At 42.7% G+C, this 24,064-nt stretch carries 21 protein-coding genes; 1 reads left to right on the plus strand and 20 read right to left on the minus strand.

What is annotated here, in order from left to right; genetic code table 11:
* Window positions 1-2: 2 nt before the first annotated feature.
* The gene (dut, locus tag G7Y37_RS00535) at window positions 3-446 is read right to left on the minus strand and encodes a dUTP diphosphatase (protein ID WP_165060173.1); all 444 of its coding nucleotides are present in this window, start codon (window positions 444-446) and stop codon (window positions 3-5) included.
* Window positions 447-893: a transcriptional regulator NrdR gene (gene nrdR / locus G7Y37_RS00540; protein ID WP_165060175.1), complete on the minus strand. Its 447-nt coding sequence runs from the start codon at window positions 891-893 to the stop codon at window positions 447-449.
* A gap of 126 nt (window positions 894-1,019) precedes the next feature.
* Between nrdR and lexA the strand changes: the two genes are divergently transcribed.
* Window positions 1,020-1,649, plus strand: a complete 630-nt coding sequence (lexA, locus tag G7Y37_RS00545; RefSeq protein WP_165060177.1) for a transcriptional repressor LexA — start codon at window positions 1,020-1,022, stop codon at window positions 1,647-1,649.
* On the opposite strand, the gene hflX is transcribed toward lexA, so the two are convergent.
* The 18 genes from hflX to G7Y37_RS00635 form a co-directional block, all read right to left on the minus strand.
* A complete protein-coding gene (gene hflX / locus G7Y37_RS00550) occupies window positions 1,646-2,941 on the minus strand; it encodes a GTPase HflX (protein ID WP_165060179.1) in 1,296 nt (431 codons plus the stop codon). The two genes, lexA and hflX, sit on opposite strands and share 4 nt — an antisense overlap.
* A complete protein-coding gene (gene dapF, locus G7Y37_RS00555) occupies window positions 2,931-3,866 on the minus strand; it encodes a diaminopimelate epimerase (protein WP_165060182.1) in 936 nt (311 codons plus the stop codon). The genes hflX and dapF overlap by 11 nt, the downstream gene beginning before the upstream one ends.
* A 20-nt stretch (window positions 3,867-3,886) precedes the next feature.
* Window positions 3,887-4,831 carry a tRNA (adenosine(37)-N6)-dimethylallyltransferase MiaA gene (gene miaA, locus G7Y37_RS00560; RefSeq protein ID WP_165060184.1) on the minus strand — a complete coding sequence of 315 codons (945 nt, stop codon included), beginning with the start codon at window positions 4,829-4,831 and terminating at the stop codon, window positions 3,887-3,889.
* Entirely contained in the window at window positions 4,832-6,184 is a 1,353-nt protein-coding gene (gene miaB / locus G7Y37_RS00565) for a tRNA (N6-isopentenyl adenosine(37)-C2)-methylthiotransferase MiaB (protein ID WP_165060186.1), read from the minus strand.
* Between the two features lie 9 nt (window positions 6,185-6,193).
* Entirely contained in the window at window positions 6,194-6,493 is a 300-nt protein-coding gene (locus G7Y37_RS00570) for a stage V sporulation protein S (protein WP_206214055.1), read from the minus strand.
* Between the two features lie 143 nt (window positions 6,494-6,636).
* Entirely contained in the window at window positions 6,637-7,737 is a 1,101-nt protein-coding gene (locus G7Y37_RS00575) for an ATP-binding protein (protein ID WP_241155933.1), read from the minus strand.
* Complete coding sequence (rny, locus tag G7Y37_RS00580; RefSeq protein WP_241155934.1) at window positions 7,721-9,304, minus strand: ribonuclease Y; 1,584 nt, start codon at window positions 9,302-9,304, stop codon at window positions 7,721-7,723. Before rny ends, G7Y37_RS00575 begins: the two co-directional genes overlap by 17 nt.
* A 151-nt stretch (window positions 9,305-9,455) precedes the next feature.
* Complete coding sequence (locus tag G7Y37_RS00585) at window positions 9,456-9,836, minus strand: RecX family transcriptional regulator (protein WP_206214051.1); 381 nt, start codon at window positions 9,834-9,836, stop codon at window positions 9,456-9,458.
* A gap of 130 nt (window positions 9,837-9,966) precedes the next feature.
* Window positions 9,967-10,989: a recombinase RecA gene (recA, locus tag G7Y37_RS00590; protein WP_165060192.1), complete on the minus strand. Its 1,023-nt coding sequence runs from the start codon at window positions 10,987-10,989 to the stop codon at window positions 9,967-9,969.
* Window positions 10,990-11,278: 289 nt separating this feature from the next.
* Window positions 11,279-12,445, minus strand: coding sequence for a CDP-diacylglycerol--glycerol-3-phosphate 3-phosphatidyltransferase (gene pgsA, locus G7Y37_RS00595; protein WP_165060194.1), 1,167 nt, complete (start codon window positions 12,443-12,445; stop codon window positions 11,279-11,281).
* Window positions 12,438-13,763: a 30S ribosomal protein S12 methylthiotransferase RimO gene (rimO, locus tag G7Y37_RS00600; RefSeq protein WP_165060196.1), complete on the minus strand. Its 1,326-nt coding sequence runs from the start codon at window positions 13,761-13,763 to the stop codon at window positions 12,438-12,440. The genes pgsA and rimO overlap by 8 nt, the downstream gene beginning before the upstream one ends.
* Window positions 13,764-13,773: 10 nt before the next feature.
* The gene (locus tag G7Y37_RS00605) at window positions 13,774-14,271 is read right to left on the minus strand and encodes a YajQ family cyclic di-GMP-binding protein (protein WP_165060199.1); all 498 of its coding nucleotides are present in this window, start codon (window positions 14,269-14,271) and stop codon (window positions 13,774-13,776) included.
* A 70-nt stretch (window positions 14,272-14,341) separates the two neighbouring features.
* Window positions 14,342-15,475 (minus strand): RodZ family helix-turn-helix domain-containing protein, encoded by a 1,134-nt coding sequence (locus tag G7Y37_RS00610; RefSeq protein WP_241155948.1) that lies wholly within the window; start codon window positions 15,473-15,475, stop codon window positions 14,342-14,344.
* 32 nt (window positions 15,476-15,507) lie between these two features.
* The gene (locus G7Y37_RS00615) at window positions 15,508-18,039 is read right to left on the minus strand and encodes a DNA translocase FtsK 4TM domain-containing protein (RefSeq protein WP_241155935.1); all 2,532 of its coding nucleotides are present in this window, start codon (window positions 18,037-18,039) and stop codon (window positions 15,508-15,510) included.
* Between the two features lie 76 nt (window positions 18,040-18,115).
* Window positions 18,116-20,062 carry a ribonuclease J gene (locus tag G7Y37_RS00620; RefSeq protein WP_165060205.1) on the minus strand — a complete coding sequence of 649 codons (1,947 nt, stop codon included), beginning with the start codon at window positions 20,060-20,062 and terminating at the stop codon, window positions 18,116-18,118.
* Between the two features lie 47 nt (window positions 20,063-20,109).
* Window positions 20,110-21,009, minus strand: a complete 900-nt coding sequence (gene dapA, locus G7Y37_RS00625; RefSeq protein WP_165060208.1) for a 4-hydroxy-tetrahydrodipicolinate synthase — start codon at window positions 21,007-21,009, stop codon at window positions 20,110-20,112.
* Between the two features lie 54 nt (window positions 21,010-21,063).
* Window positions 21,064-21,840, minus strand: a complete 777-nt coding sequence (gene dapB / locus G7Y37_RS00630; RefSeq protein ID WP_165060210.1) for a 4-hydroxy-tetrahydrodipicolinate reductase — start codon at window positions 21,838-21,840, stop codon at window positions 21,064-21,066.
* The gene (locus tag G7Y37_RS00635; protein WP_165060213.1) at window positions 21,833-24,016 is read right to left on the minus strand and encodes a polyribonucleotide nucleotidyltransferase; all 2,184 of its coding nucleotides are present in this window, start codon (window positions 24,014-24,016) and stop codon (window positions 21,833-21,835) included. Before G7Y37_RS00635 ends, dapB begins: the two co-directional genes overlap by 8 nt.
* Window positions 24,017-24,064: the final 48 nt, after the last annotated feature.

Raw genomic sequence — 24,064 nt, forward strand, 5'->3', positions numbered from 1 at the left:
GCTTAGTTTAGTCCGCTGCTTCCAAACCCGCCAAAACCACGTTCAGTATCTTCCAGCTCGTCAACATGAATTAAGTTAACATTTGGTGTTTCAATTATCACCAGTTGAGCTATTCGCATGCCCACATCAATCGTGTAAGCCGTATTAGCGTCTAAGTTCTGTAGCGATACCATCATCTCGCCGCGATAGCCACTATCAATAAGTCCCGGGCTATTAGGCACCGTAATACCATGCTTTGTGGCGAGTCCACTTCTAGGAAGTACCAATCCCGCATATCCTTCAGGAATAGCAATGGAAAACCCACAAGGAACAATAGCGCGCTCAAAGGGCTGCAATACTACATCTATAGCAGATCTAAGATCTAACCCTGCATCCCCAATATGAGCGTATGTGGGAGCCTCAATATTGTTGCGAAGTAGCTTAATCCGAATATCAAGTTGCTTCATTTATTTCAAACCTTTTAACGCTTCGCTGAACTCTTCTGCATCTTTGAAGTCTTTATATACGCTTGCGAATCTAATGTATGCAACATCATCTACATTAGCAAGCCTGTCTAAGACCATTTCTCCTAGGTCTTTTGAGCGTACTTCCGAGACACCGGAATTTCGAAGTGAATTTTCTATGTCATCAATTAGCTGGTCAATATGTTCTGGACTAACCGAGCGTTTTGCGCAAGCGATTAAAAGACCGCGAAAAAGTTTTTGCCTATCAAACGCTTCTTGGGAGCCGTCCGATTTCAAAACAATTACAGGACGTTCTCCTAAACGTTCATATGTCGTGAAACGGTTTTGGCACTTAAGGCATTCACGACGACGGCGTATCGCGCTGCCATCATCTGCCGAGCGCGAATCTATAACTTTTGATTCTTCATATCCACATGATGGACAACGCATTTATATCCTTTCCTTTTGCTAGTATACATCATACATTAATTCAAGAATTTTCTTGCTAGAACCCATGTTCGCAGTTATAATTACGAACAAAGGTTCCGATTGGCAATCTTGATGCAAGGAGTCTTCATGTCTACAAAAATTACAAAAAGACAGCAAGCAGTTCTCAATAATATTGAGAAACATATACGTGAAAAAGGTTTTGGACCTACTGTGCGTGAGGTATGCCAAGATTTAGGGCTTTCCTCCCCTTCTACCGTGCATGTTCATCTGAAAGCACTTGAAGAAAAAGGTTATATAAAGCGCGATCCTTTGAAGTCTCGTTCTATTTCTCTTACTTATCAACTTGAAGATGAAAATAATGAGTTGCATCCAGAGTTTGGGAAAGTAGTAAGTGTTCCCCTTGTAGGTGATGTTGCAGCTGGAACTCCAATACTTGCAGAGGAAAACATCACTGACAATATTGCGCTTCCCACCGATATCGTTGGAGATTCTCCATCTTTTGCATTGTCTGTGCATGGCGATTCAATGATTGAAGCCGGCATAAACGATGGCGATTATGTAGTTGTAAGAGAGCAGCCTACAGCTAATAACGGAGAAATAGTCGTTGCTGTTATTGGAGATAGCGCCACGGTAAAGCGCTTTTATAAAGAAGACAATCGCATTCGCTTACAACCGGAAAATTCTTCTATGAAGCCTATTCTCGTAGATGACTGTCTTATTGCGGGTAAGGTAGTGGCGGTATTTCGTCGTATTTAACTCGTAATAAGAAACGGTTTGAATTCTCTTTCTAAGCCAATAGGTACTCTTAGAATTAAACTAGTTCCTAATTCGGTATGCGATTCGTTCGATATCCGGCATCTTTTATGTGCCAAAGAAACTAGTTCGCCTCTTGAGTATGGGATTAGAACGTGCATATTCGAATCGGTTGCAGCAGCTGCGGATGCTATCCGTGTTATTAATTCATCTATACCGGTTCCCATTACAGCAGAAACTTGGATAGACATAGAGTTTCTGAATGCTAGCGCTTGTTGTGCTGTGCTATCCAAAAGATCACATTTATTAAAAACAGTTAGTTTAGGTATACTTTCAGCACCTATTTGTCCGAGTACGTCGTTTACAGCATCTACCTGCTGTTCATAAGAGTCAGAAGATGCATCTACAACATGCAAGATAAGATCGGAATTGGTTATTTCGTCTAGTGTAGATTTAAATGCTTCTACAAGAGTAGTAGGTAATTTCTGGATGAATCCTACTGTGTCGCTTAAAGTAACCTCGCGGCCCTCTGGAAGTATAAGTTTTCTAGTGGTCGAATCTAGCGTAGCAAAAAGCTTGTCATCGGCATATACATTAGAATCAGTTAATCGATTGAGTAAACTAGATTTACCAGCATTTGTATATCCAACAAGGGCTATCTTAAATATTCCGCTGTTGTAGCGGCTTTCGCGCTGAACGCCTCTTATACGCGAAAGATGTTCTAGTTCACGCCTGATAGAAGTGATGCGCTTTCTTACCATGCGCCTATCAACTTCTAGCTGGCTCTCCCCTTCACCAAACCGAGATCCAACACCGCCGCCCATTCTATTTGATGCTAAATGAGCCCACATGCCTCGCAGGCGTGGGTATAAATACTCATTTTGCGCAAGTTGAACCTGAAGTCTACCTTCACGTGTTTTTGCATGCAGAGCAAATATGTCTAAGATAAGTGCAGTACGATCAATAACTTTTACATCTCTGCCAACAAGTTTTTCAAGGTTTGATTGTTGAGATGGTGTAAGTTCATCATCAAAAATAATTATATCTGCATCTAGTTCGCCAGCCATATTAACTAGCTGAGTTGCTTTTCCGCTACCAACAAAAGTACGCGGGTTAGGCGAAGTAAGTTTTTGCGAAGTAATACCTACCGTATCAGCACCCGCAGTATCAGCTAAGCGCGATAATTCTTGCAGAGAAGATTCCATCGACCATTTAGATCCAGCCTGTTCTATGCCAACTAATATGGCTCGCTCACGACTAGATTGCTCTATTGTATACATAGGCTCATTTGTCATAAATCTCCAAATCAACCTCTCCGACATACGATTCTTCTGCTGGTCCTGTCATTGCAACAATTCCATCGTTTTGCCAATTTATATGCAAAACTCCGCCAAGCAAGCGAATATCGTTTTCGCGGGGGGCATTTTTTGTTAGTACGGCTGCCACATTTACAGCACATGCACCTGTTCCGCAAGCTAGCGTCTCTGCGCACCCGCGCTCGTATACGCGCATATTAATTGCATCAGATGAAATTTCAGCAAATTCAATATTAGATTTTTCGGGAAATACAGCATGCGATTCAAAATATTTACCGATTTTATCTACATCAAAATTAGATAATGACTTATTTGTCGGGTCAACGAAGGCATCATCAGGCAAAGCTGTCCAATCGTCAATAAAGCATATCGCATGCGGATTACCCATAGAAACGCAGGCAAACGAAAAATCACCCCAAGGTGAAGCAAGATTCATATATCCAATAAATGGCTCTCCCGTAGCAGAGATGCTATCGGTGCTGGCATCTACCGGAATGGCTTTTGGATCTAATATAGGCTGACCCATTTGTACTGTAGCCATTTCCATTTTGCCATCAGGCGACCTTTTGAAACTTATCGGTTTGGGACCTGCCATAGTATCTGCTATTAATTCGCAAGAATTTGCATCAACTATATTGTTGTCAACCAAAAATTTTGTGAAGCACCGAACTCCATTTCCACACATCTGGGCAAGGGTGCCATCTGAGTTTATGTAGTGCATATAGGCGCTACATTCGAAGCGTTTAGAAGGTCTTACAAGAATAACTCCGTCTGCACCAATGCCGAAATGTCTATCGCAAAGCCATTTGACCTGCTTTTCGTCCAATTCGATATTATGTGACATGTCGTCAATCATAATAAAATCGTTGCCAAGCCCATTCATCTTTGAAAATTTTATTTTCATTTTTTGCTCCTTGTGTATGGTTATTTGTTTGTGGGGTTTTCTATAACTTGCAAAACTTGTTCGAGCATGTGGGTCATATTACCGGTTTCAGCATCTATCCACACTATGCGCCTATCTTTGCGAAACCATGTACGTTGTCTTTTTGCATAACGTCTGGTGGCTTGCTTAATGCTTTGAAATGCATCGTCTATCGTGCATTCGCCCCGCTTCGCACTAACAATCTCTTTATAACCAATAGCCTGAGGAGCTGTAATCCATTCCTCAAAGCCCTCTTCAAGTAAACGTTCTACTTCTTGCTCAAGACCCAATTCGCGCATTTTGTCTACTCTTGTGTCTATTCGCTTAGCCAATGTATCAGGACTTACGGAAAGCCCTATCATTAGTGCGGGTACAAGCTGTTCAATTTTCGATAGTTTTTCTAGTTGGTTTGCATAGCTTTTTCCATCTGCATACAATTCAAGTGCGCGCATCACACGTTTAGAATTGTTTTTATGGATACATTCGGCGCTTTTTGGGTCTACACTTTTTAATCGGTTCCAAAGTGCATCGGTACCGTTTTTATCTAAATACTCTACAAGTTCTTTTCGTATCGGGTTATCTACTTGTTCTCCTTTAGGAAAATCGTAGTTATCTATAGCGGCTCGAACATAAAAGCCTGTTCCACCAGCTAAAATAGAAGCATGTTTCCTGCTGCGTACTTCTTTGAAAGTGCGTCGTGCATATTCTTGAAATAAAGCTGCAGAATAAGGCTCATTGGGATACACTAAATCTAAACCGTGGTGCATAACTCTACGCTGGTCAATTGGAATCTTGCCAGTTCCAATGTCCATACCTTTATAAACTTGCATAGAATCAGCGCTGATAATTTCCCCATCCAGTTCAAGTGCTATATTCTGCGCTAAATCTGATTTTCCAGTTGCAGTAGGACCTACAATGCAGATAACTTTGTCAAGCAAAGATTCCACCTAGATAACCTCGCCAAAAAGATACCATGTCTTAGCTTCGGTTATACGAATATTAAGGAATGTGCCCGCAAGCTCTTGTGCTGTTGTACCATCGGGGACATATGCATGCACCGTCTGATTCTTGGGGCTTTTGCCTGCAAGTATTCCCTCTCCCCTTTTTGATGCACCTTCAACAAGTACGGGTATAACTTTGCCTAGCTCTTTTTGGTTGTATTCGTAAGCGCCATTTTGCACAGTATGAACAAGCGTATCAAATCTGCGTTGTATGACATCACTGGCGGGGATTCCATCCATTTTGGCTGCAGGAGTGCCGCTGCGCGGTGAAAAAATAAAAGTAAATGCCTGTGCGAAACCTACCTGTTCAACAAGGCTTCGTGTTTGCTCAAAATCGTCTTCAGTTTCACTTGGAAATCCAACTATTATGTCAGTAGAAAGAGCAATATCTGGACACACATGCCGTAACTTTTCAATTAGCCCCAAATAGTGTTCGCGAGTATAAGAGCGATTCATTAATTTTAGAACGCGATTAGAACCCGACTGAAAAGGCAGGTGTAGCGCTGGCATGACCGAGCGCAATTCTCCAAATGTGCTAATAACTTCATCGCTTAAATCTTTGGGGTGGCTTGTTACAAAACGAAGACGCTCAATTCCCGTAGCGTCAACCTCTTTTAGTATCCGGGCAAATTGAGGAGTTCCATAAGAATCGCGTCCAAAAGAGTTTACATTTTGTCCTAGCAGAGTAATTTCTTTAACTCCAGAGCTGACATAATGCTCGGCTTCGGAAACGATATCTTCTATAGAGCGCGATCTTTCACGCCCTCGAACATACGGCACTATGCAATACGAACAAAAATTATTGCATCCGGTCATTATGGGAAGCCATGCCGACCAAGGTGTATTTCTGCTGGTAGGCAGATCGGCAGAAAAAATATCTGGATGATCTGATGTGTCGGCTAAACGTTTGTTCTTATATATTGCGTCAGCCAACATTTCTGGGAGTAAATGAAGTGCTTGTGTTCCAAAAACTACATTAACATGAGCAAAAGATTCCAATAAAGATTCTCCATCGCGTTGGGCAATACAGCCCCCTATCGCAATAATTCTATTTTCTAATGGAGAGTTCTTGCGTACAGGAACATTTTTGCATGATGCTACATGTCCAAATAGTCTAGTTTCAGCAGACAACCTAACACAACATGTTAGATATACAAGAATATCGCTATCTTCAAGAGCTTCAACGCGCTTTGCGCCGTAATGTTCCAGCATGCCAGCTACGCGCTCGGCATCATGTTCGTTCATCTGACAGCCAAAGGCTAATACGCAGTATGTAAATCCATCTAGATTTAATGGCATTTGGAAAACTTAAACAGAAACGTTAAGAGCCTGCGTTGTTTTTGAAGCGTCTTTGGGCTCAACTGTAAATCGTATGGCAGTTCTATACTCGCCATCTATGACAATATCTGCAAACGAAGGAATACAAACAATTTCTATGCCTACAGGAGATAGGAAACCACGCGATATAGCTATAGCTTTAACTGCTTGATTTACTGCACCTGCACCTACTGACTGAATTTCTACTGGTGAACCGTCTTTAATCATTCCAGCAATCGCTCCAGCTACTGATGCGGGAGACGATTTTGAAGAAACCTTCAGGCAGCTGATTTCAGCTTTCTGGTCGTTAGCCACATGCATCCCTTGTCCGTTACATTAACATTTATGGTGTATTTATAGCTGATTCGAATGCGCATAAACCAGCAATTCGTAATTCTACCTTTAGCGATAACTTAAAGCAAACAGATACGTTGTCAATCAGCATTTATAAGCGGAATTTCTACTTTAAGACTGCCATTTATAACATGCACATTGGGCTTTACTGAATCGTCTAGAAAATAACCAGAAGCAAGCTCTCTAAATGCATCAGTTACTGTATTTGTAAATGAATCTATGTCATTTTGGGTAAATTTTACAGCCGATTTTTTTGGCATTTTTTTAGGGGTGTAAAATTTTTGAGGCTTGCATGCGGATAGCGATTCGTGTTTGATGCGCTCTAGCATTACAACAGCAGCCTTAATTTCTCCATCCATAATACGTCTAGAAGAACGTGGAGACATATCTAAGCCCAAACTAGACGCAATTTCTGAAAATTCAACTGGATCAACCGCAAAAGCAAGACGCTGTATTAATTTGCATTCATCAATGTTAGAACTGAAAGCTCTCATAGCTGGGCTACAAGTTGCCATGCCGTATTCATTGATTGCAGTTGCTATTTCTGTAAATGAACCGCAATAAACATTTACAGAATCTTTATGCTCCAATGCAAATTCAGCTGCAGTACGCAGTATGTTTTTCGGACCGCGCATACACATCTTGCCATTCTGCATTTCAAAGCGAGGGAATGTAGACTGATCTGTTTTTTCGGAAATATTCTTAGTATCTACTACAACTTGTATCGATGTCCCAAGACCGGGTTTTGAGTCTACAATCCTAGCGATTGACGAATTAACACGAATGGAATAGAGAGCCATTCCTCGTCCGTGAAAACCCCATCTGTCGAGAGAAGCGGTATCCAGTTTTGAAGTAACTCTTGGTTCGAATACAAGACTTCTCATGTTCTCTGGCAAGCCACATCCATCGTCTATAACAACAATAGAGCGCTTATCTGCTTCTCGCTGTGTTGCTAAAAAAATATTTTTAGCATTAGCATCACGTGAATTACGCAAAAGCTCTATGACAATATCTTCGCTAGACCTAATATCTTGAGCTGCTTGACGCTTTTCAGCTTCACTGGTTTTTAGCCGAACGAAGCCTTGCCCAAAATCTTTTTCTATTCGGAGGTTAGCATCACCGATAACCTCTTCAATAAATGAAGAGGTTATCTCTGGCGTATTATTATTTTGCGTAGTCAACTGCACGGCTCTCGCGTATTACGACAACCTTAACTTGACCGGGATACTGAGTTTCAGTTTCTATTTGATGTGCAATATCATGTGCCAGCACAGTTGCTTGTGCTTCATCAACAATTTCAGGTTCAACCATGACACGCACTTCGCGTCCAGCTTGTATAGCGAAAGTTCTTTCAACGCCCTCGTAGCTATTTGCTATTTCTTCAAGCTTCTCAAGTCGCTTTATATAAGCATCTAGCGTTTCTTTTCTGGCTCCCGGTCTAGCAGCAGAAATTGCATCAGCTGCTTGAATGAGCACATCTAGAACAGTATTTGGTTCAACATCTTCATGATGCGCTTCTATTGCATGAACAATTTCAGGTTTTTCACCATATCTTTTAGCGAGATCGGCACCTAGTACGGCATGGCTGCCATCAACTTCATGATCAACCGCTTTACCTAGGTCGTGAAGTAGTCCAGCACGTTTTGCAGAAATAGGATCTAAACCCAACTCCGATGCCATAACACCTGCAAGATAAGAAACTTCCAGCGAATGGCTAAGTACGTTTTGTCCATAAGAAGTGCGATAAAGCAAGCGTCCTAATGTGTTAACTAATTCAGGGTTTAAGTCATGAATTCCTACGTCGAATACAGCTTGTTCTCCAGCTTCATGAATGCGCTGACTGACAAGTTTGACAGCTTTATCATACATTTCTTCTATACGTGCAGGATGAATGCGACCGTCAGCTATTAGATTCTCCATAGTTACACGACCAATTTCACGACGTACCGGGTCGAAACAAGAAATGGTTACGCATTCCGGAGTATCGTCAATTATAAGATTGGTACCTGTAAGTTGTTCAAAAGAGCGGATATTTCTGCCCTCGCGCCCGATGATGCGTCCTTTCAAATCATCGGAAGGGATATGGATTGTAGTTACAGTAGATTCAGTTGTGTGATCGGCTGCAACTCGCTGTATTGCCAAGCTAAGAATCATCCTAGCTTTTTTATCAGCTTCAGCTTTTGTTCTTGCTTCTGCATCTCTTATTATTGCCGCTGACTCGCGGGTTACGTCATCGCGAATAGTGTCAAGCAATTCTTCTTTTGCTTCTTGAGGCGTCATGCCAGCAACACGCTCTAAGCGCTGTTCCATGTCTGTTTGAGCTTCCTCAAGCATGCGTTCGCGCTTTTCTATTTGTCCTTGAAGTGAAGATATTTGGTCTTCGCGCGAATCGAGAGAATTGCTTCTTCTGTCAAGGTATTCCTCGCGCTGCGTTATGCGGTTTTCCGCGGAGCGTATTTCATTCATGCGCTCCTTATTATCTGCGTCTACCTCTTGTTTATATTTCAGCGCCTGATCTTTTGCCTCTATCTCGGCTTCTTTTCGCATGGTTTCTGCATGGCTTTTTGCTTTTTCGATAAGTTCTTTAGCATCGTCTTCAGCCTTCTTCTTTAATGCTTGCGCTTCTTCTGCTGCACGAGAAGCAGCTGATTTTGTAGCGAATCGTGCGATAAGAAAGCCGAGAGCAATGCCGATAATTGCTGCAATAGCTATAAATACTACGTCCACAGCATTTGCTCCCTTCATCATTTTTGCATCTTTACAATGCGGTTTGATATCAAAAATAAATGTCGGCAAAATGCCGACATGAGCAAATGCACGCTTTCAAAAGCAATACGCCAACCTTATTAAGTTGTATATATCAAGTATGCAAAAGCATACGTTCGCTCAATATTAGTAATTATAACCTATCACACCAAATGGCTACAGCACGCGAGGCAATCGACATGCTGTAGCCTTTGTTTAGTAGTTTTCTGGTGGCTGCGGAGCGCTTATCCTTTGCACGACTGGGATGTTGAATTAGCAAATTTAATGCAGCGTCAATTTGTGCGTCTTCCCCATTTTGAATATATTCTTGATAAGCATCCAAGTCTTCAATATATAGACCTAAAGACTGAATTTCCTTCTTTACAAATTCCATTCCCTTGCCAGCAAGTGCATTAGACCTAACAAGACATTCCGCATATCGCACATCATCAATTACACCTACTCTGATAGCTTTTTTCATAGCAAAATCAATTGCATCTTGCGAAAACCCTGCATATTCTAATTTCTTTCTCATGCGTATACTGGACTGTTCGCATGCGCTTGCACTCCGGAGAATTTTTGCATAAGCCTTCTCTTTTTGTTCATCAAGAGAAAGAGAAGATATATTTGATGTTTTAATATTATGCATTTTTCAATGTGGATAATTATTCCGCGTTCGAAGAGGTTGCATTTATAACTGGGACATCGTAGCTCTCTCTTACTTTTGCCTCAATTTCATCTCGAAGCTCTGGGTTGTCACGTAGGGTTTGTTTTGCAGCTTCTCTTCCCTGCCCTAAACGTTCCTCGCCATATGTGTACCAAGCGCCACTCTTTTTGGCTACTCCACAATCAACCGCCATGTCAATAATGCATCCTTCGCGAGAAATGCCTTCTCCATACATAAGATCAAATTCAGCCTGACGGAATGGAGGCGCTACTTTATTTTTGACAATCTTGGCTCGTACTCTATTGCCTACTGCTTCTCCGGATACCTTAATAGACTCTATTCGACGTATATCTATTCGTACACTTGAGAAGAACTTTAGAGCGCGACCTCCTGTGGTGGTTTCTGGATTACCAAACATAACGCCAATTTTTTCGCGCAACTGATTGATGAATATACATGTAGTATTCGACTTAGATAAAGAACCTGCCAGTTTTCTTAAAGCCTGCGACATTAGGCGTGCCTGCAAACCAACTGTAGTATCTCCCATTTCGCCTTCTATTTCAGCGCGAGGAACAAGGGCAGCTACAGAGTCAATCACTACGCAATCAACTGCGCTAGAGCGAACTAACATATCGCAAATTTCAAGTGCTTGTTCACCTGTATCGGGTTGAGATATAAGAACTTCATCTATATCTACACCAAGGCGTGCCGCATATACAGGATCAAGTGCATGTTCTGCATCTATAAAAGCAACTATGCCACCAAGAGCTTGCGCTTCAGCTAGTATTTGTAAGGCTAGAGTTGTTTTACCGCTAGATTCTGGGCCGTAAATTTCAATTATTCTGCCGCGCGGTACACCGCCTATGCCTAAAGCAACATCGAGCGGAAGAGCCCCGGTAGGTATAACACCTATAGAAAGATCGGCACCGCTTTCTCCTAATTTCATGATAGAGCCTCGACCAAATTTCTTTTCAATCTGATCGGTCGTACTCTTTAGCAGCTCTTCTTTCGACTGCGCCATTTTTTCTCCTCTTGCATTCTATGAATCGGCTATGTTTGCAATACGAACATATTATACGAACGTATGTTTGCAAGTCAAGAGGGTAAACTATATTCTGCTATAGCTACTTTGTTTCACTTGACACGTTCAATAATAGATATAAAACCTTGCAGTTATATATCAAAAATGCGATTTTTGTTTACAGAGAAATACATACACATTTAAATAGAAACATGACATCAATACATATTCATATTAGCTAAAATGCAATATTAAATCCTATAAAACCTTGCATAAACCTTACAAATTTCTAACGCGCATCCCTATTAATGGCTTCAAGCAAAATATCTAATGCCTTTTTTGCAGATAAACGCCTGATTTTGTCTCTATTGCCTTCAAAGTGCATAACCTCAGCTTCTGTTTTATAAGGCGTACTAACAGCAAACCATACTGTGCCTATGGGTTTGCCCGGTTCAGCCCCAGTAGGACCTGCAATACCTGTAGTTGATACAGCAAAATCTGACTTTAATATTCGCTGAGCCCCTTTAGCCATATCAATGGCAGTACGAGCATTTACAGCACCATCAGATTTGAGCGTATCTAAATCTACTCCAAGTACATCAGATTTAACACTTAGGGCATAGCTAGCCACACCGCCCATTACAACAGAAGAACTACCAGCAACAGATGTAAGTGCGCAGCTAACCATTCCTCCTGTTAGGCTTTCTGCACTAGAAATGGTAACTCCTTTATTGGATGCTGCACAAACAACATCTGCTGCTAATGTATTCAAAAACTCGTCGTCAATATCGCATTCGTCACTGTTTGCCGCATCAAGTTTAGCCGGCTTAAAACCTAATAAATGTCTAGCTTTTGAAATATAGTCAAGCATAGAAATGATCGTAAGAATTAGGGCGACAATCATTGTCACCCATGAAATAACGTACAGAGGGTTATTGATATTCTCTGCATTCGGAATTATCAAAGCGTCTTTTATCAAAAATAAAACAATAGCTATAATTTGGGCGACAGTTTTGGCTTTTCCATACCAACTAGCTGCTATTACCTCGTTTTTGCTAGCCGCTATCATGCGTACACCTGACACAATAAATTCGCGTGCAAGAATTATGAGCACAGGCCAAGCCGGCAATACTGAAAGCTCTACAAGCGCAAGTAATGCTGCTGCTACAAGAATTTTGTCAGCAAGCGGATCCATAAATTTTCCGAAATCGGTTACTTCATTGCGCTTTCTGGCTAAATAACCATCTATCCAGTCTGTAGCGGAAATAAGAATAAATACCGCTGCTGCTACAAGCGATTTTGTCTGATCGTCAACCAAATGTGCGATACCAAACCACTCTGGCCACGGACTTAGCAGCGCAACCACAAATACAGGGACCAAACATATCCTAATGAGAGTAATAATGTTGGAAAGTGTCCATATATTAGAAGCTGCTTTTTTGCGATTATCAGACATTAATCGTAGCGCCTTCCATGTCGTAAAGCAATGTATCGTCTATGCTGACCGCAACGATATCGCCTACATTACCAGAATCGACAAACGTAATTCCGTCTACTTCGGGAGCTTGCTGCATAGTGCGTCCATACAGTTGCCCGTCTTCTTCAACACCTTCAATTAAAACATTTTGCACGCTACCAATGCGGGCAGAAACAGCCGCTGCACCTGCTGCGTCAGCTGCATCTTGCACTTTTTGGGCTCGATACATTTTTTCATCTTCATCTAATTGATCAGCCATAGAAGCAGCGCGTGTGCCCTCTTCTTGTGAATAGGGAAACACGCCAACATAGTCAAAACAACCCGATGCTGCAAAATTGACAAGCATTTCGAATTGCTCTTCAGTTTCGCCGGGAAAACCGGCTATTAAAGTAGTTCGCAAAGTAACTTCATCTATGCGATTTCTTGCTTTTTGCGCCAAAGCTAGAAATGTATCTAGCGAACCTGTTCTATTCATAGCTTTTAATATGGTTGGATCTACGTGCTGAAGAGGAATATCTAAATATTTAGCGACATTTTTACAGTCGGCTATAGTGTCTAACAATTCATCTGTTACGCCATCGGGCTGAATATACATTACCCTAAACCATGTATCGGTAAAGCGATTCGCGAGCGACCTTAAAAGCCATGCAAGACTGCAGCCATCTTCTAGATCTGCTCCCCATCGACCTGTATCCTGCGCAATAAGGATAATTTCTTTGGCTCCATTTTGAATTGCTTTCTCAACATCGTTTTCTATATCTTCCAATGGAAAGCTTCTATATCTGCCTCTTATAAATGGAATTGTGCAATACGAGCAGAACCTATCACATCCATCAGATATTTTTACATATGCGTAAGGCATGTGTGCGCAAGGTGCCTCTAAACAGGCATTTGCGCTATATTGATGCGCGTTATTAAGGCTTTTCATTGCGGCATCTACAACTTGCACTATATTTTGCTCTTCTGCACAGGAAACAAAAGCGAAAGGTTCTGGCAATTCTGTTTGTAGTTGCTCTCCATATCGCGCAGGCATACAGCCTGAAACTATAACAGCACATCTACCTTCATCAATTCCGGGTAGCGAACAAGCTTCAAGTACTGCATCGATGCTTTCCTCCGTTGCAGCCTGAATAAAAGAGCAGGTATTAACTATAACAACATTTGCCAAATCTGCATTATCGACAATAGAGTATCCTGCATCCCTTAAACGATCGCGCATTTGCTGCGAATCAACTTCGTTTTTTGCGCATCCAAGCGTATAAATACAAACGCTTCCTTTTAAAACATTGTTATTCATATATAAAACTTTATCGATAATTTACAAATTGCAAAGGCTGTCCGAAGTCTTCAGACTTTAGGTGAGCAATTACATTTTGCAGAGTGTCGCGCGAGGCTGATGTAACACGAAGTTTGTCGCCTTCAATTTGAGTCTTTATTTTTAATTTTAGAGCCTTTAGATCTTTGTTAATTTTGGTAAGCGTGTCTTTATCAATACCGCTAATAATGTTACCTTTGCGCGATACATTGCCGCCGGAAATGCTTTGAACTTCCCCCCATTTTACAGCGCCTAAATCTATTCCGCGTTTTACAAGTTTTGAAGAAACTATATCTATGACTTGATTGGCTACGAAATCTGACGGAGCCTCTACAAGCATTTCATGTTTTTGCTTGTCTAATTCAATTTTAGATCCGGAATCTTTAAGATCGTAGCGCTGTGATAATTCCTTCTTCGCCTGTTGAAATGCGTTATCAACTTCTTGCATATCTACAAGAGACACAACGTCAAAACTATTTTCTTTTGCCATTTCAACCCCTCTATGTTATACACCGCTTCTTGCGCTGCGGTCGCGCATTGTGTATCACTATGAATATATCCTATTCTGAAGACTTCTTAGAAGATGATGAAGATGCAGAAGAACTCGCCGAGGAAGACGAACTATCGGCAGAGGGATGCTGTTCATTCCATTCATCTAAGATGGTCTGGAAATCTAGCGTATATACATAGTATTCAGTTCCGCTCTGTTTTGTTAGCTTCTGTTCTACACCATCAACTTCAACGGTAACAGGACTCGGGTTTGCCGTTCGTACCGTAAGTGTACCGGTGACATCATATTCCTCTTCAAACGGTCCTCTAACCACTTCGGATAATAGCTCTGATTTAGAATCGCCTTCTTTTACCTCAATCCAAGAAGATTTTCCAGATTCAACCGACAGTTTTAGTACTGCCTTTTCGGGCGGTGTTTCTACAACATCGGCGCTTACTGTGCCTTCTGGATTAGATGTGTCGGTAAGCCCGGATATGGGAATATCTGGAACATCTTGAACAGATTGTCTGCCGCTATTGAATAAAACTACCAAAATAATTATGAGCACAATAGCAACAATAGCTATGCCTATCCATATTGCAAAGCTAGGTAATCCTCTACTTGCCTGCTTACCGCCATAAAGTGTATTACGTCTGCGAGGATCTGGCATAGCAGAGCCGCGCCGCGATGCTTGATGCCTTTCGTCTCCTACATATCCGTAACCGCGTGAAGGTGCACGCCCAGATGCAGATCGCGCAGGAATACTGCGGCTAGAGTTTCGTGAACTAGAGGTTCGTGAAGGTGCATTTCGGTTTAAATTGCGAGACTGGCTAGTTCTTCGTGTATCTTCATTATAAGAAGCCCTGCCTGCCCTACCCGCTGCAGGATTTCTGTGAGCCCTAGAATTACGTTGCGCAGAATGACTATCTGCACGAGCGCTACCAGCACGTGGTCGCCCAGTATCAAAAAGATGCAATTCATCGAGATACATTTCGCTTATACGCTTTTGATCTAAGCCAACCGCACGTGCATATGCACGTATCATATTGCGGGTATAACCGCTTGCAGGCATTCTGCCAAAATCAGACTCTTCTATCGATCTTAAAATATCAGGGCGAATATGCAGGCGACGCGCCATAGTAGTGAGATCGTAACCTTCTCTCTCACGTGCTTCGCGTAAGATGCGCCCGTATGAATCCTGCATTGGCACCAGATGCTACTCCTGTTTATCACCCTTTAAGGTTGCAAATCTTGCTTCTCAAAAGCTTTAAGTGTTTCTAACTCTAATGCATCGACCATTACTTCTCGGGGTTTTGAGCCGTTTGCTGGTCCTACGATGCCTTTTTCTTCTAGTTGATCCATTATACGTCCAGCGCGTGCATAGCCAACCTTCAAGCGTCTTTGTATATTAGATGTTGAACCCATTTTAGACGAAACTACTATTTCTGCTGCATCCCAGATAAGCGGATCATCGGAAGACGGAGTACCTCCGCTAGGATTAGTACTGCCAATAGTTTGTATATTAGTCTTTAAGATTTCTGTGTGGTACTCTGGCTCGCCCTGCTCTTTCACCTTTTCAACAACTGCTCCTATTTCAGTTTCAGAAACATAACAACCTTGTATGCGCACAGGTTTAGCAAATTCCGGTTTTGACAGGAGCAGATCGCCTAAACCGACTAAATGTTCAGCGCCGGTTGTATCAATTATTACTCGTGAATCTATCCCAGAAGCCACGTTAAACGCAATGCGATTAGTAATGTTAGATTTTATTAATCCTGTAACAACATTTGTGGATGGGCGCTGAGTTGCAACTATTAAATGTATACCCGCAGCACGCGCCAGTTGAGCGATGCGACATATAGAAAATTCAACCTCTTTGCCAACAGCCATCATAAGGTCGGCAAGTTCATCAATAATGATGACTATATAAGGCATTGTTGTAGGTGCTGCTTCGCCTTCGGGCACTTCTAGTGCCCCAGATTTCATCTTTTGATTGTATTGCCCAATATTGCGAACACCGGCATCGCTCATAACTTTAAGACGACGCTCCATTTCCGCTACTCCCCATGCCAGTGCGCCTGCAGCCTCGCGAGGCTCTGTTACTACAGGCGTATATAGGTGTGGAATGCCGTTGTAGGGAGTAAATTCAACACGTTTAGGATCAATCATTATGAAGCGAACTTCAGATGGGGTGGCACGCATAAGTATTGACATTATCATGGCATTTACAGATACCGATTTGCCAGAGCCTGTGGTACCGCCTATCAATAAGTGTGGCATTTTTGCCAAATCTGAAATTATGGGATTGCCCTCAACATCTTTTCCTATGGCTATCTGTAAAGGACCGCTCTTGGCGCTGTCTAGGACATCGGCAAGAAAAACTGTTTCGCGTTTTTCATTTGGAACTTCTATGCCAACATAATTTGTACCCGGAATAGGAGCAAATATACGAACTGAAGGCGTTGCAAGCGCTAGTGCAATGTCGGTATCAAGAACAGTAATTCTGCTTACACGTACACCCGATGGTAAATCAACTTTGAAAAGAGTAACTGTAGGACCAGCCACCCAACCAACAACTTTTGCTGGTACACCAAAATCTTCTAAGGTTTTTTGCAGTAATGATGCAGTATGTCCAAGCTCTTTTGCGTTTGTAGCGCTTTTGCGTCCTTTAGGTGATCTAGCCAACAAGGACATAGAAGGCAAAATAAAACCATCTTTCGATATTGGTGTATTCGGTTCAGAATTGGTAGAATCCGCAGTATTTTTTGTTGCTATTTGCGCATTATCTTCTTTGGCGCGACCTAGTTTTCTAGTCATAGGTGCGGTTTTACTTGGTTGCGCATTTTCCAGATCGGACAAAGCCATCGTTATGTTTGGGTCGCTTATGCGCGAAGAATCTATTTCAGCTACCTTTTGCGATTTTAGTTTGCGTTTTTTACCAGCAGTAGGAAGCTGCCGCGTTAAGGCAGAGTTAGCAAATCCCTTTTCAATATCGGAAATCTCTTCGCTATTGGCAAGACCTGCGGAGTAGTTATCAACTGCTGGAACTTCATCGTCTATTTCTGCAGATTGTTGAATATCGCCGCCTCGCCGTCGTATGCGTGCAGGCGCAATCTGGGAATTTGATGAAGAGTTTTCTGCGTGCTTATAGGATATTTCGCGCGCTTTTCTTCTAACCTTCTCAATAAGCCTAGATATGGAAAATCCTACTATCACAAGTCCAATTACCATTATTCCGATAAGTATTACTCCAGTAATAACTCGTCCAAATAAAGTAATTCCTGCCCAAGCTATTCCAGCACCAATATAACCACCATAATTCACAAGTAAATGTGGTGAAAATAGCAAATCGGGATTATCTGAACCAAGTGTGGTTATGGGGGTAAATAGCGCCATAAAACCAAGAAGTGCAATATAAAGAATAGCAAGTCCTACAGCTGCGCGCAAAGATAGGCGCTCTCGGCCGCTGCGATATAAAAATGTAATACCTACAATTGCTAAAACAAACGGAAGTACATACGAACCAGCGCCTAAAGCTAAATGAACACCAGCAGAAAGTGCACCCGATACAACAGCTTCATTTTCTGGCATTGCCGCTATGAGCATAAACACTATAGCGATAACGATAAATATAACTCCTGCTATATCGCGCTTTGCATAATCGTCTAAAAGCCCAGCCTTAGGTTTCCTCTCTTCAAGCGGAAGCCGCGTCTGCGGAGCGTTGCTGGTTTTTTGAGCTTGCTTTTTAGATCGAGTATTGCGCGCCAACACTAATCCCTTTCGTATTACGTTTCTACTGTATATGCGGATCGTTGGTTATTTTAGTTACAAGTCTAAAGCAAATCTATTCTACCTCTAGCAAATTAACGATTACCATAGGTCTTTGTTTTGTGCGTTCCCAAAGAAGCGACATAACGCAATCGCGCGCAGCTTTGCGAACATCTTTCAAGCAAGAATCTTTTTTGCCAAGAGATCGTTTTATAGTGCCTTCTACGGTGTCTCGCACTTCGTCTGTTAAATACGAATCGTCTCCCCCGGTTATGCCATGCATTTCTAAAACCGGGCGACCTAAAATTGTCCGGTTTTTCATAGAGATAGCGCATGCTAAACTGGCGAAACCCTGATTGCCTAATTCGCTTCTTTCGTTTAAGACGTCTTGCGAAGTGTCTCCAACAGATAAACCGTCAACATACACAATGCCCGATTGAACACTTTCTCCCTTTTCAACTCCATTATGAGAAAGCGTCAAAGAGTCACCGTTTTCAAGAATAAAGATGTTCTCTTCGGGAACTCCTGTGTCGCTTGCCAATTTTGCGTGTGCTCGTAAATGTGCAGCTTCACCATGTACAGGCAAAAATGCTGTCGGTTTCACAATGCTAAGAACAAGTTTCAACTCCTCAGCGCCCGCATGTCCAGAAACATGCACCCTAGCACGCGATTTGTCATACACATCGGCACCTATTTTTGCTAGTGAATTCACTACACGTGTGACAGCCTTTTCATTACCCGGAACAGGTGTTGCAGATATTATTACCGTGTCCCCAGCTTCAATGTCTATCGTTTTGTGTTCACCATTAGCTATGCGCGCAAGTGCAGAAAGAGGCTCTCCTTGACTGCCGGTGCACATAATAACAACTTGTTCTGGAGGAATATCGTTTATCTCGTAGGCATCTATAAGGTCATCATCGCTAATTGTTAAATACCCTAGTTTTCGCGCAATATCTGTGTTTTGAATCATGGAACGCCCGGTGACAACCACCTTGCGCCCCGATGCCACAGCAGCATCGCAAATTTGTTGCATTCTGTGAATATGGCTTGCGAAAGAAGCTATAATAACGCGACCTTTTGCCCGGGTAATTATTCGCGAAAGCACTTTACCGACTTCTGCTTCTGAAGGGGTGAAAGTTGGGTTCATCGCATTTGTAGAATCTGACATCATAAGATCTACGCCGCGTTCGCTAAAGCGAGCAAGGGCGGCGAAATCGGTAGTAATCCCATCTATCGGCGTTTGGTCTAGCTTAAAGTCGCCCATATGCAAGACATTTCCAGCAGGACTTTGGATGAAGGCTCCAACAGCCCCGGGAATTGAATGGTTCACCGCAAAAAAATCAACCATCATGCAGCCGAGTTTTATCTGTTGACCCGGTTTTATTTCTACCAGTTTTGCATTTTTTATCTTATGCTCAGCAAATTTTCCTTCAATAAGACCAAGGGTTAATTTGGTGCCATAAATAGGAATTGTGCGGTCAAGATCCTTCATAAGATAAGGTAGTGAGCCTGTATGATCTTCGTGTCCGTGCGTAATTATTATTCCGCGCAATTTATCAGCATTTTCAAGTACATATGTATAATCTGGCAGAATCAAATCAATGCCCGGATGATCGTCGTCTGGAAACATTAGACCAGCATCGTCTAATATCATGTCGTTTCTACATTGAAACACTGTCATATTTTTGCCTATGGCATCCAGACCACCTAGCGGTATTATTCTTAACTGTGCATCAGTGTTATTTTTGTTGCTTCTGAACTGCCGCTTATTTTTGGTATAGCGGTGCTTTTTGTTGCTGTCGTGTTGTCCATCACGCGATAAATGTGGACGTTTATGTTCTATGCTAACGTGCTTGTATGAACTAGTATTTTTCTTTGTATTCTGGTCTACCGTGTGCTGTTGTGAGGAATTTTGACCATTTGCTTTATTGGGTTCATGTCGTTTTTTGTTTGCGTTTTGCCGCGACGTATACGTATGTTGATTATTTTTCTTATCGGGGTTTAACCCGTTATTGCTAGACATCTTACTCCTTGTTAAGTTCATATAACCCGCAATGGGGCGCTAGATTATTAATCAAGCACCCCAACTTCACGCATAATATCTTGCAGCTGCTTCGACTGTTTAGGTGTTGCGTCTACAAGCGGAAGACGTACACCACCGACAGGGAATCCGGCAAGCTTTAATGCTTCTTTTACAAGAATTGGGTTGGATGTTGCAAACAGACCCTCCATCAAAGGCATAAGGGCATTATTTGCCGCAGACGCAGCATCCCAATCACCATTAGCGCATAAATAGCATATTTCGCGCATACGATCAGGTGCAACGTTACCTATAGTTGATATAACGCCCGAACCGCCAAGTTTCATTATGTCGAGCGTAGCCGAGTCGTCGCCAGAATACACATCAAAATCTGCAGGCATGTTATCTATTATTGTTTTTATTTGAGCCATATCGCCAGAAGCTTCTTTAATCGCAACAATATTGTCGCAATTATGCGCAAGTGAAAGCGTAGTTTCAGCGGTCATATTAATAACGCAACGACCTGGAATATTGTAGAGAATTATTGGCAAATCTAGCGCATCGGCAATAGATTTAAAGTGCGCATACAAGCCTTCTTGGGGCGGTTTGTTGTAGTAAGGAACAACGCACATAAAAGCGTCTACACCTAATTTTTCAACATCGCTTGCAAAAGAGATTGTGTCGGCAGTGCAGTTGTCGCCCACATTAGCAATAATAGGCACACGACCTTTAGCTGCCGATAGAGCCACTCGGAATAAATCCATCTTTTGCGGATAGAAGACCGTAGGGCTTTCACCTGTTGTGCCGTTTATAACCAATGCATCGCTGCCGCCTGTTATAAGCCTATCCACAAGCTGCTCTGTGCGTGCTAAATCTAATTCTCCGTTTTCATCAAAAGGAGTTACCATAGCGGGTATCATGCGTCCAAAACGCGGTTGTAGTTGAGACATATTTATGCTCCTATGCGCAGCCATTTTGTGCTATTCCCTAAATTATAGATTAGCCTATAGCTCCATAATGTTCTCAAGTCCGACAACAAGTCCTTCTAATGCCCCCACCGAACGTATTCCTAGCAAAACGCCGGGCATATATGATTCGCGATCCCATGAGTCATGCTTTATTGATAATACTTGTCCAAGAGAGCCAAAAATGACCTCTTGACTAGCCACAAAGCCGTTTGATCGCACAGAATGTACAGGAACGCCATTTACAAGTGCACCTCTGGCACCTTTTGCCTCGTCTAGTTCGGTTTCGCTTCCCGGGGCTGTGCTAGAGATGCCGCCTCTGCCCTCTGATATAAGGCGAGCAGTTAACATGGCAGTACCAGATGGTGCATCTTTTTTGTTACAGTGGTGAAATTCCACAACTTCAGCCTCTGGAAAATACGGCGCTGCTGCTTTTGCAAACCGCATCATAAGAACTGCCCCAGTTGTAAAGTTGGGCGCAAAGAATAAGCATGCACCATCGATGGCTTTGGCGGCAAGTTCTTCTAACTTGGCATTAGAAAGACCAGTAGTGCCTACAACGCAATCGACTCCGTGCGAAAGTGCGCAAGCTACATTGTCGGCAACAGTTGTTGGCTGTGTAAAATCAACCATTACATCAACATCGATAGACGACAGCGCTTCTTCTACTTCGTGATATACAGGAAAAGTATCTGTATTGCGGTCAGCTTTTAAGTCGATGCCGCAAACAATTTGCATATCGTCTGCGGCATTTACTGCGTTAACCACCGCATCTCCCATGCGGCCGAAGCATCCCGCTACTGCTACCTTAATCATTGGACTTATGAGAGCGGCGCGGAGTGCGACTGCCCTGCCCGGGACGCGGTTTATCGTTATTGTTGTGCTTGTTGTTAGCTGATGCTGGAGCGTCTGGCTTATCTAAGCGGTCAAGCGAAATTTTGCCAGTTTTCGAATCTACCTCAAGCACTTGCACCTTCACTTTGTCGCCCATTTGAAGAACGTCTTCAACTTTAGCAATGCGACCATTAGCAACGCGCGATATATGCAAAAGTCCATCTTTGCTGGCAGTTAATCTTACAAATGCCCCAAAATCCTTTATCCCTACAACTTCACCATCATAAATTTCGCCAACTTCGGGCTCTTTAACTATGTCGATAATCATAGATTTCGCGGTGTCGCCGGCAGCCCTATCAATAGCACCTATATGGATTGTGCCATCTTCTTGTATATCTATTGATGCACCAGTTTCTTCTTGGATACTGCGAACAACCTTACCACCGCTACCGATAACATCGCGAATCTTATCCACTGGGATAGTTATGGTTTCAATGCGCGGAACAGTGTCGCGAACTTCTTCTCTTGGCTTAGATATAGCCTCTGTCATGGCGTTGAGGATGAAATGGCGACCATTGTGGGCTTGTTGAAGTGCGCGCGAAAGAATATCAATGGTAAGACCTTTAGCCTTATTGTCCATCTGAAGCGCAGTAATACCTTTTTCGGTACCGCAAACCTTGAAATCCATGTCGCCTAGGAAGTCTTCAATTCCTTGGATATCCGTCAAAATAACGGTTTGGTCGCCTTCTTTGATAAGACCCATAGCTACACCTGACACAGGTGCTTTAATGGGTACACCTGCGTCCATAAGCGCCAAAGTTGAACCGCAAGTAGATGCCATAGAAGACGAGCCGTTAGATTCCAAAACTTCACTAACCACGCGAATGGCGTAGGGGAATTCTTCTTCATCGGGAATAACTGGTAAAAGTGCGCGCTCAGCTAAAGCACCATGACCTATCTCGCGACGCTTAGGTGCTCCCATTCTGCCCACTTCGCCTGTGGAATAAGGCGGGAAATTGTACTGATGCATATAGCGCTTACCCTCTACAGGATCTATGGTGTCTAAGCGCTGCCATTCATTTAGCATACCTAAAGTGCATATGCTCATAACCTGTGTTTGACCACGCTGGAACAAACCTGAACCATGTACTCTGGGCAGATAGCCGGGCACTATATGTAAGGGACGAATTTCATCAGGACGGCGACCATCGGCACGCTCGCCTGTCTCAATAATCATCTTGCGCATAGCTTTTTTCTCAAGCGATTTTAGCTCTGCGGCGATATCGCTTCCCCACTCAATCAGTTCTTCTTCTGTGAAGCACTCTTCTGTGATGGATGCTTTCAAAAGCTCAACTTTTTCAATACGAGATTGCTTGTCGGCATCTTTCAAGCAAGATTCCATATCGCCAAAATAAGGCTGTATTCTTTCAGCAATTGCGGGATCTGCCTCATGGATTGTATATTCCATAGGTACCGGGTTAACTTTAGCTACAAATGCAGCTTGTTTCTCGCAGAATTTAGCTATGGCTTCTTGCGCGAAAGCCATAGCGTCAAGCATGTCTGCTTCCGATATTTCTTCAGCGCCTGCTTCAACCATTGATATATAGTCAGCGGTGCCAGCAACAGTAAGTTCTAAATCGGATACTTCCATTTCGGAATAAGTTGGATTCACAATGAATTCGCCTGTATGCTTATTGCGTCCTATACGCACGCATGCTGCAGGACCATCAAACGGTGCGCCTCCAACCATTAAAGCCGCACTGGCACCAGCTACACATATAGTGTCAGGCGGATTGTCATTATCGACAACAAAAGTTGTCGCAACTATGTGTACCTCATTTTTGTAACCATCGGGAAAACCCGGACGAATAGGTCTGTCTATCATTCGTGCGGTCAAAGTTCCTTTATCGGAAGGCTTGGCTTCACGCTTTAGATATCCGCCCGGTATGCGTCCAACCGCATACATTTTCTCCATAAAATCGACTGTTAACGGGAAAAAGTCGTAATCTTTTTGCTGTTTCGATACAACAGCAGTAACAAGTACGCTTGTTTCTCCGCATGTGCATAAAACAGCGCCTGTGGCCTGCTTAGCAAGTTCGCCTGTTTCCAGACGATAGTTCTTTCCGTAGAGCTCGAATTCTTCTACGATTTTTGTCATTCTTTTCTTTCCTTCTCTGCGTAGATGGCCTTATTGCCATCACCTTCT

The sequence above is a fragment of the Adlercreutzia sp. ZJ154 genome (assembly GCF_011039055.1).
GTDB lineage: Bacteria > Actinomycetota > Coriobacteriia > Coriobacteriales > Eggerthellaceae > Adlercreutzia_A.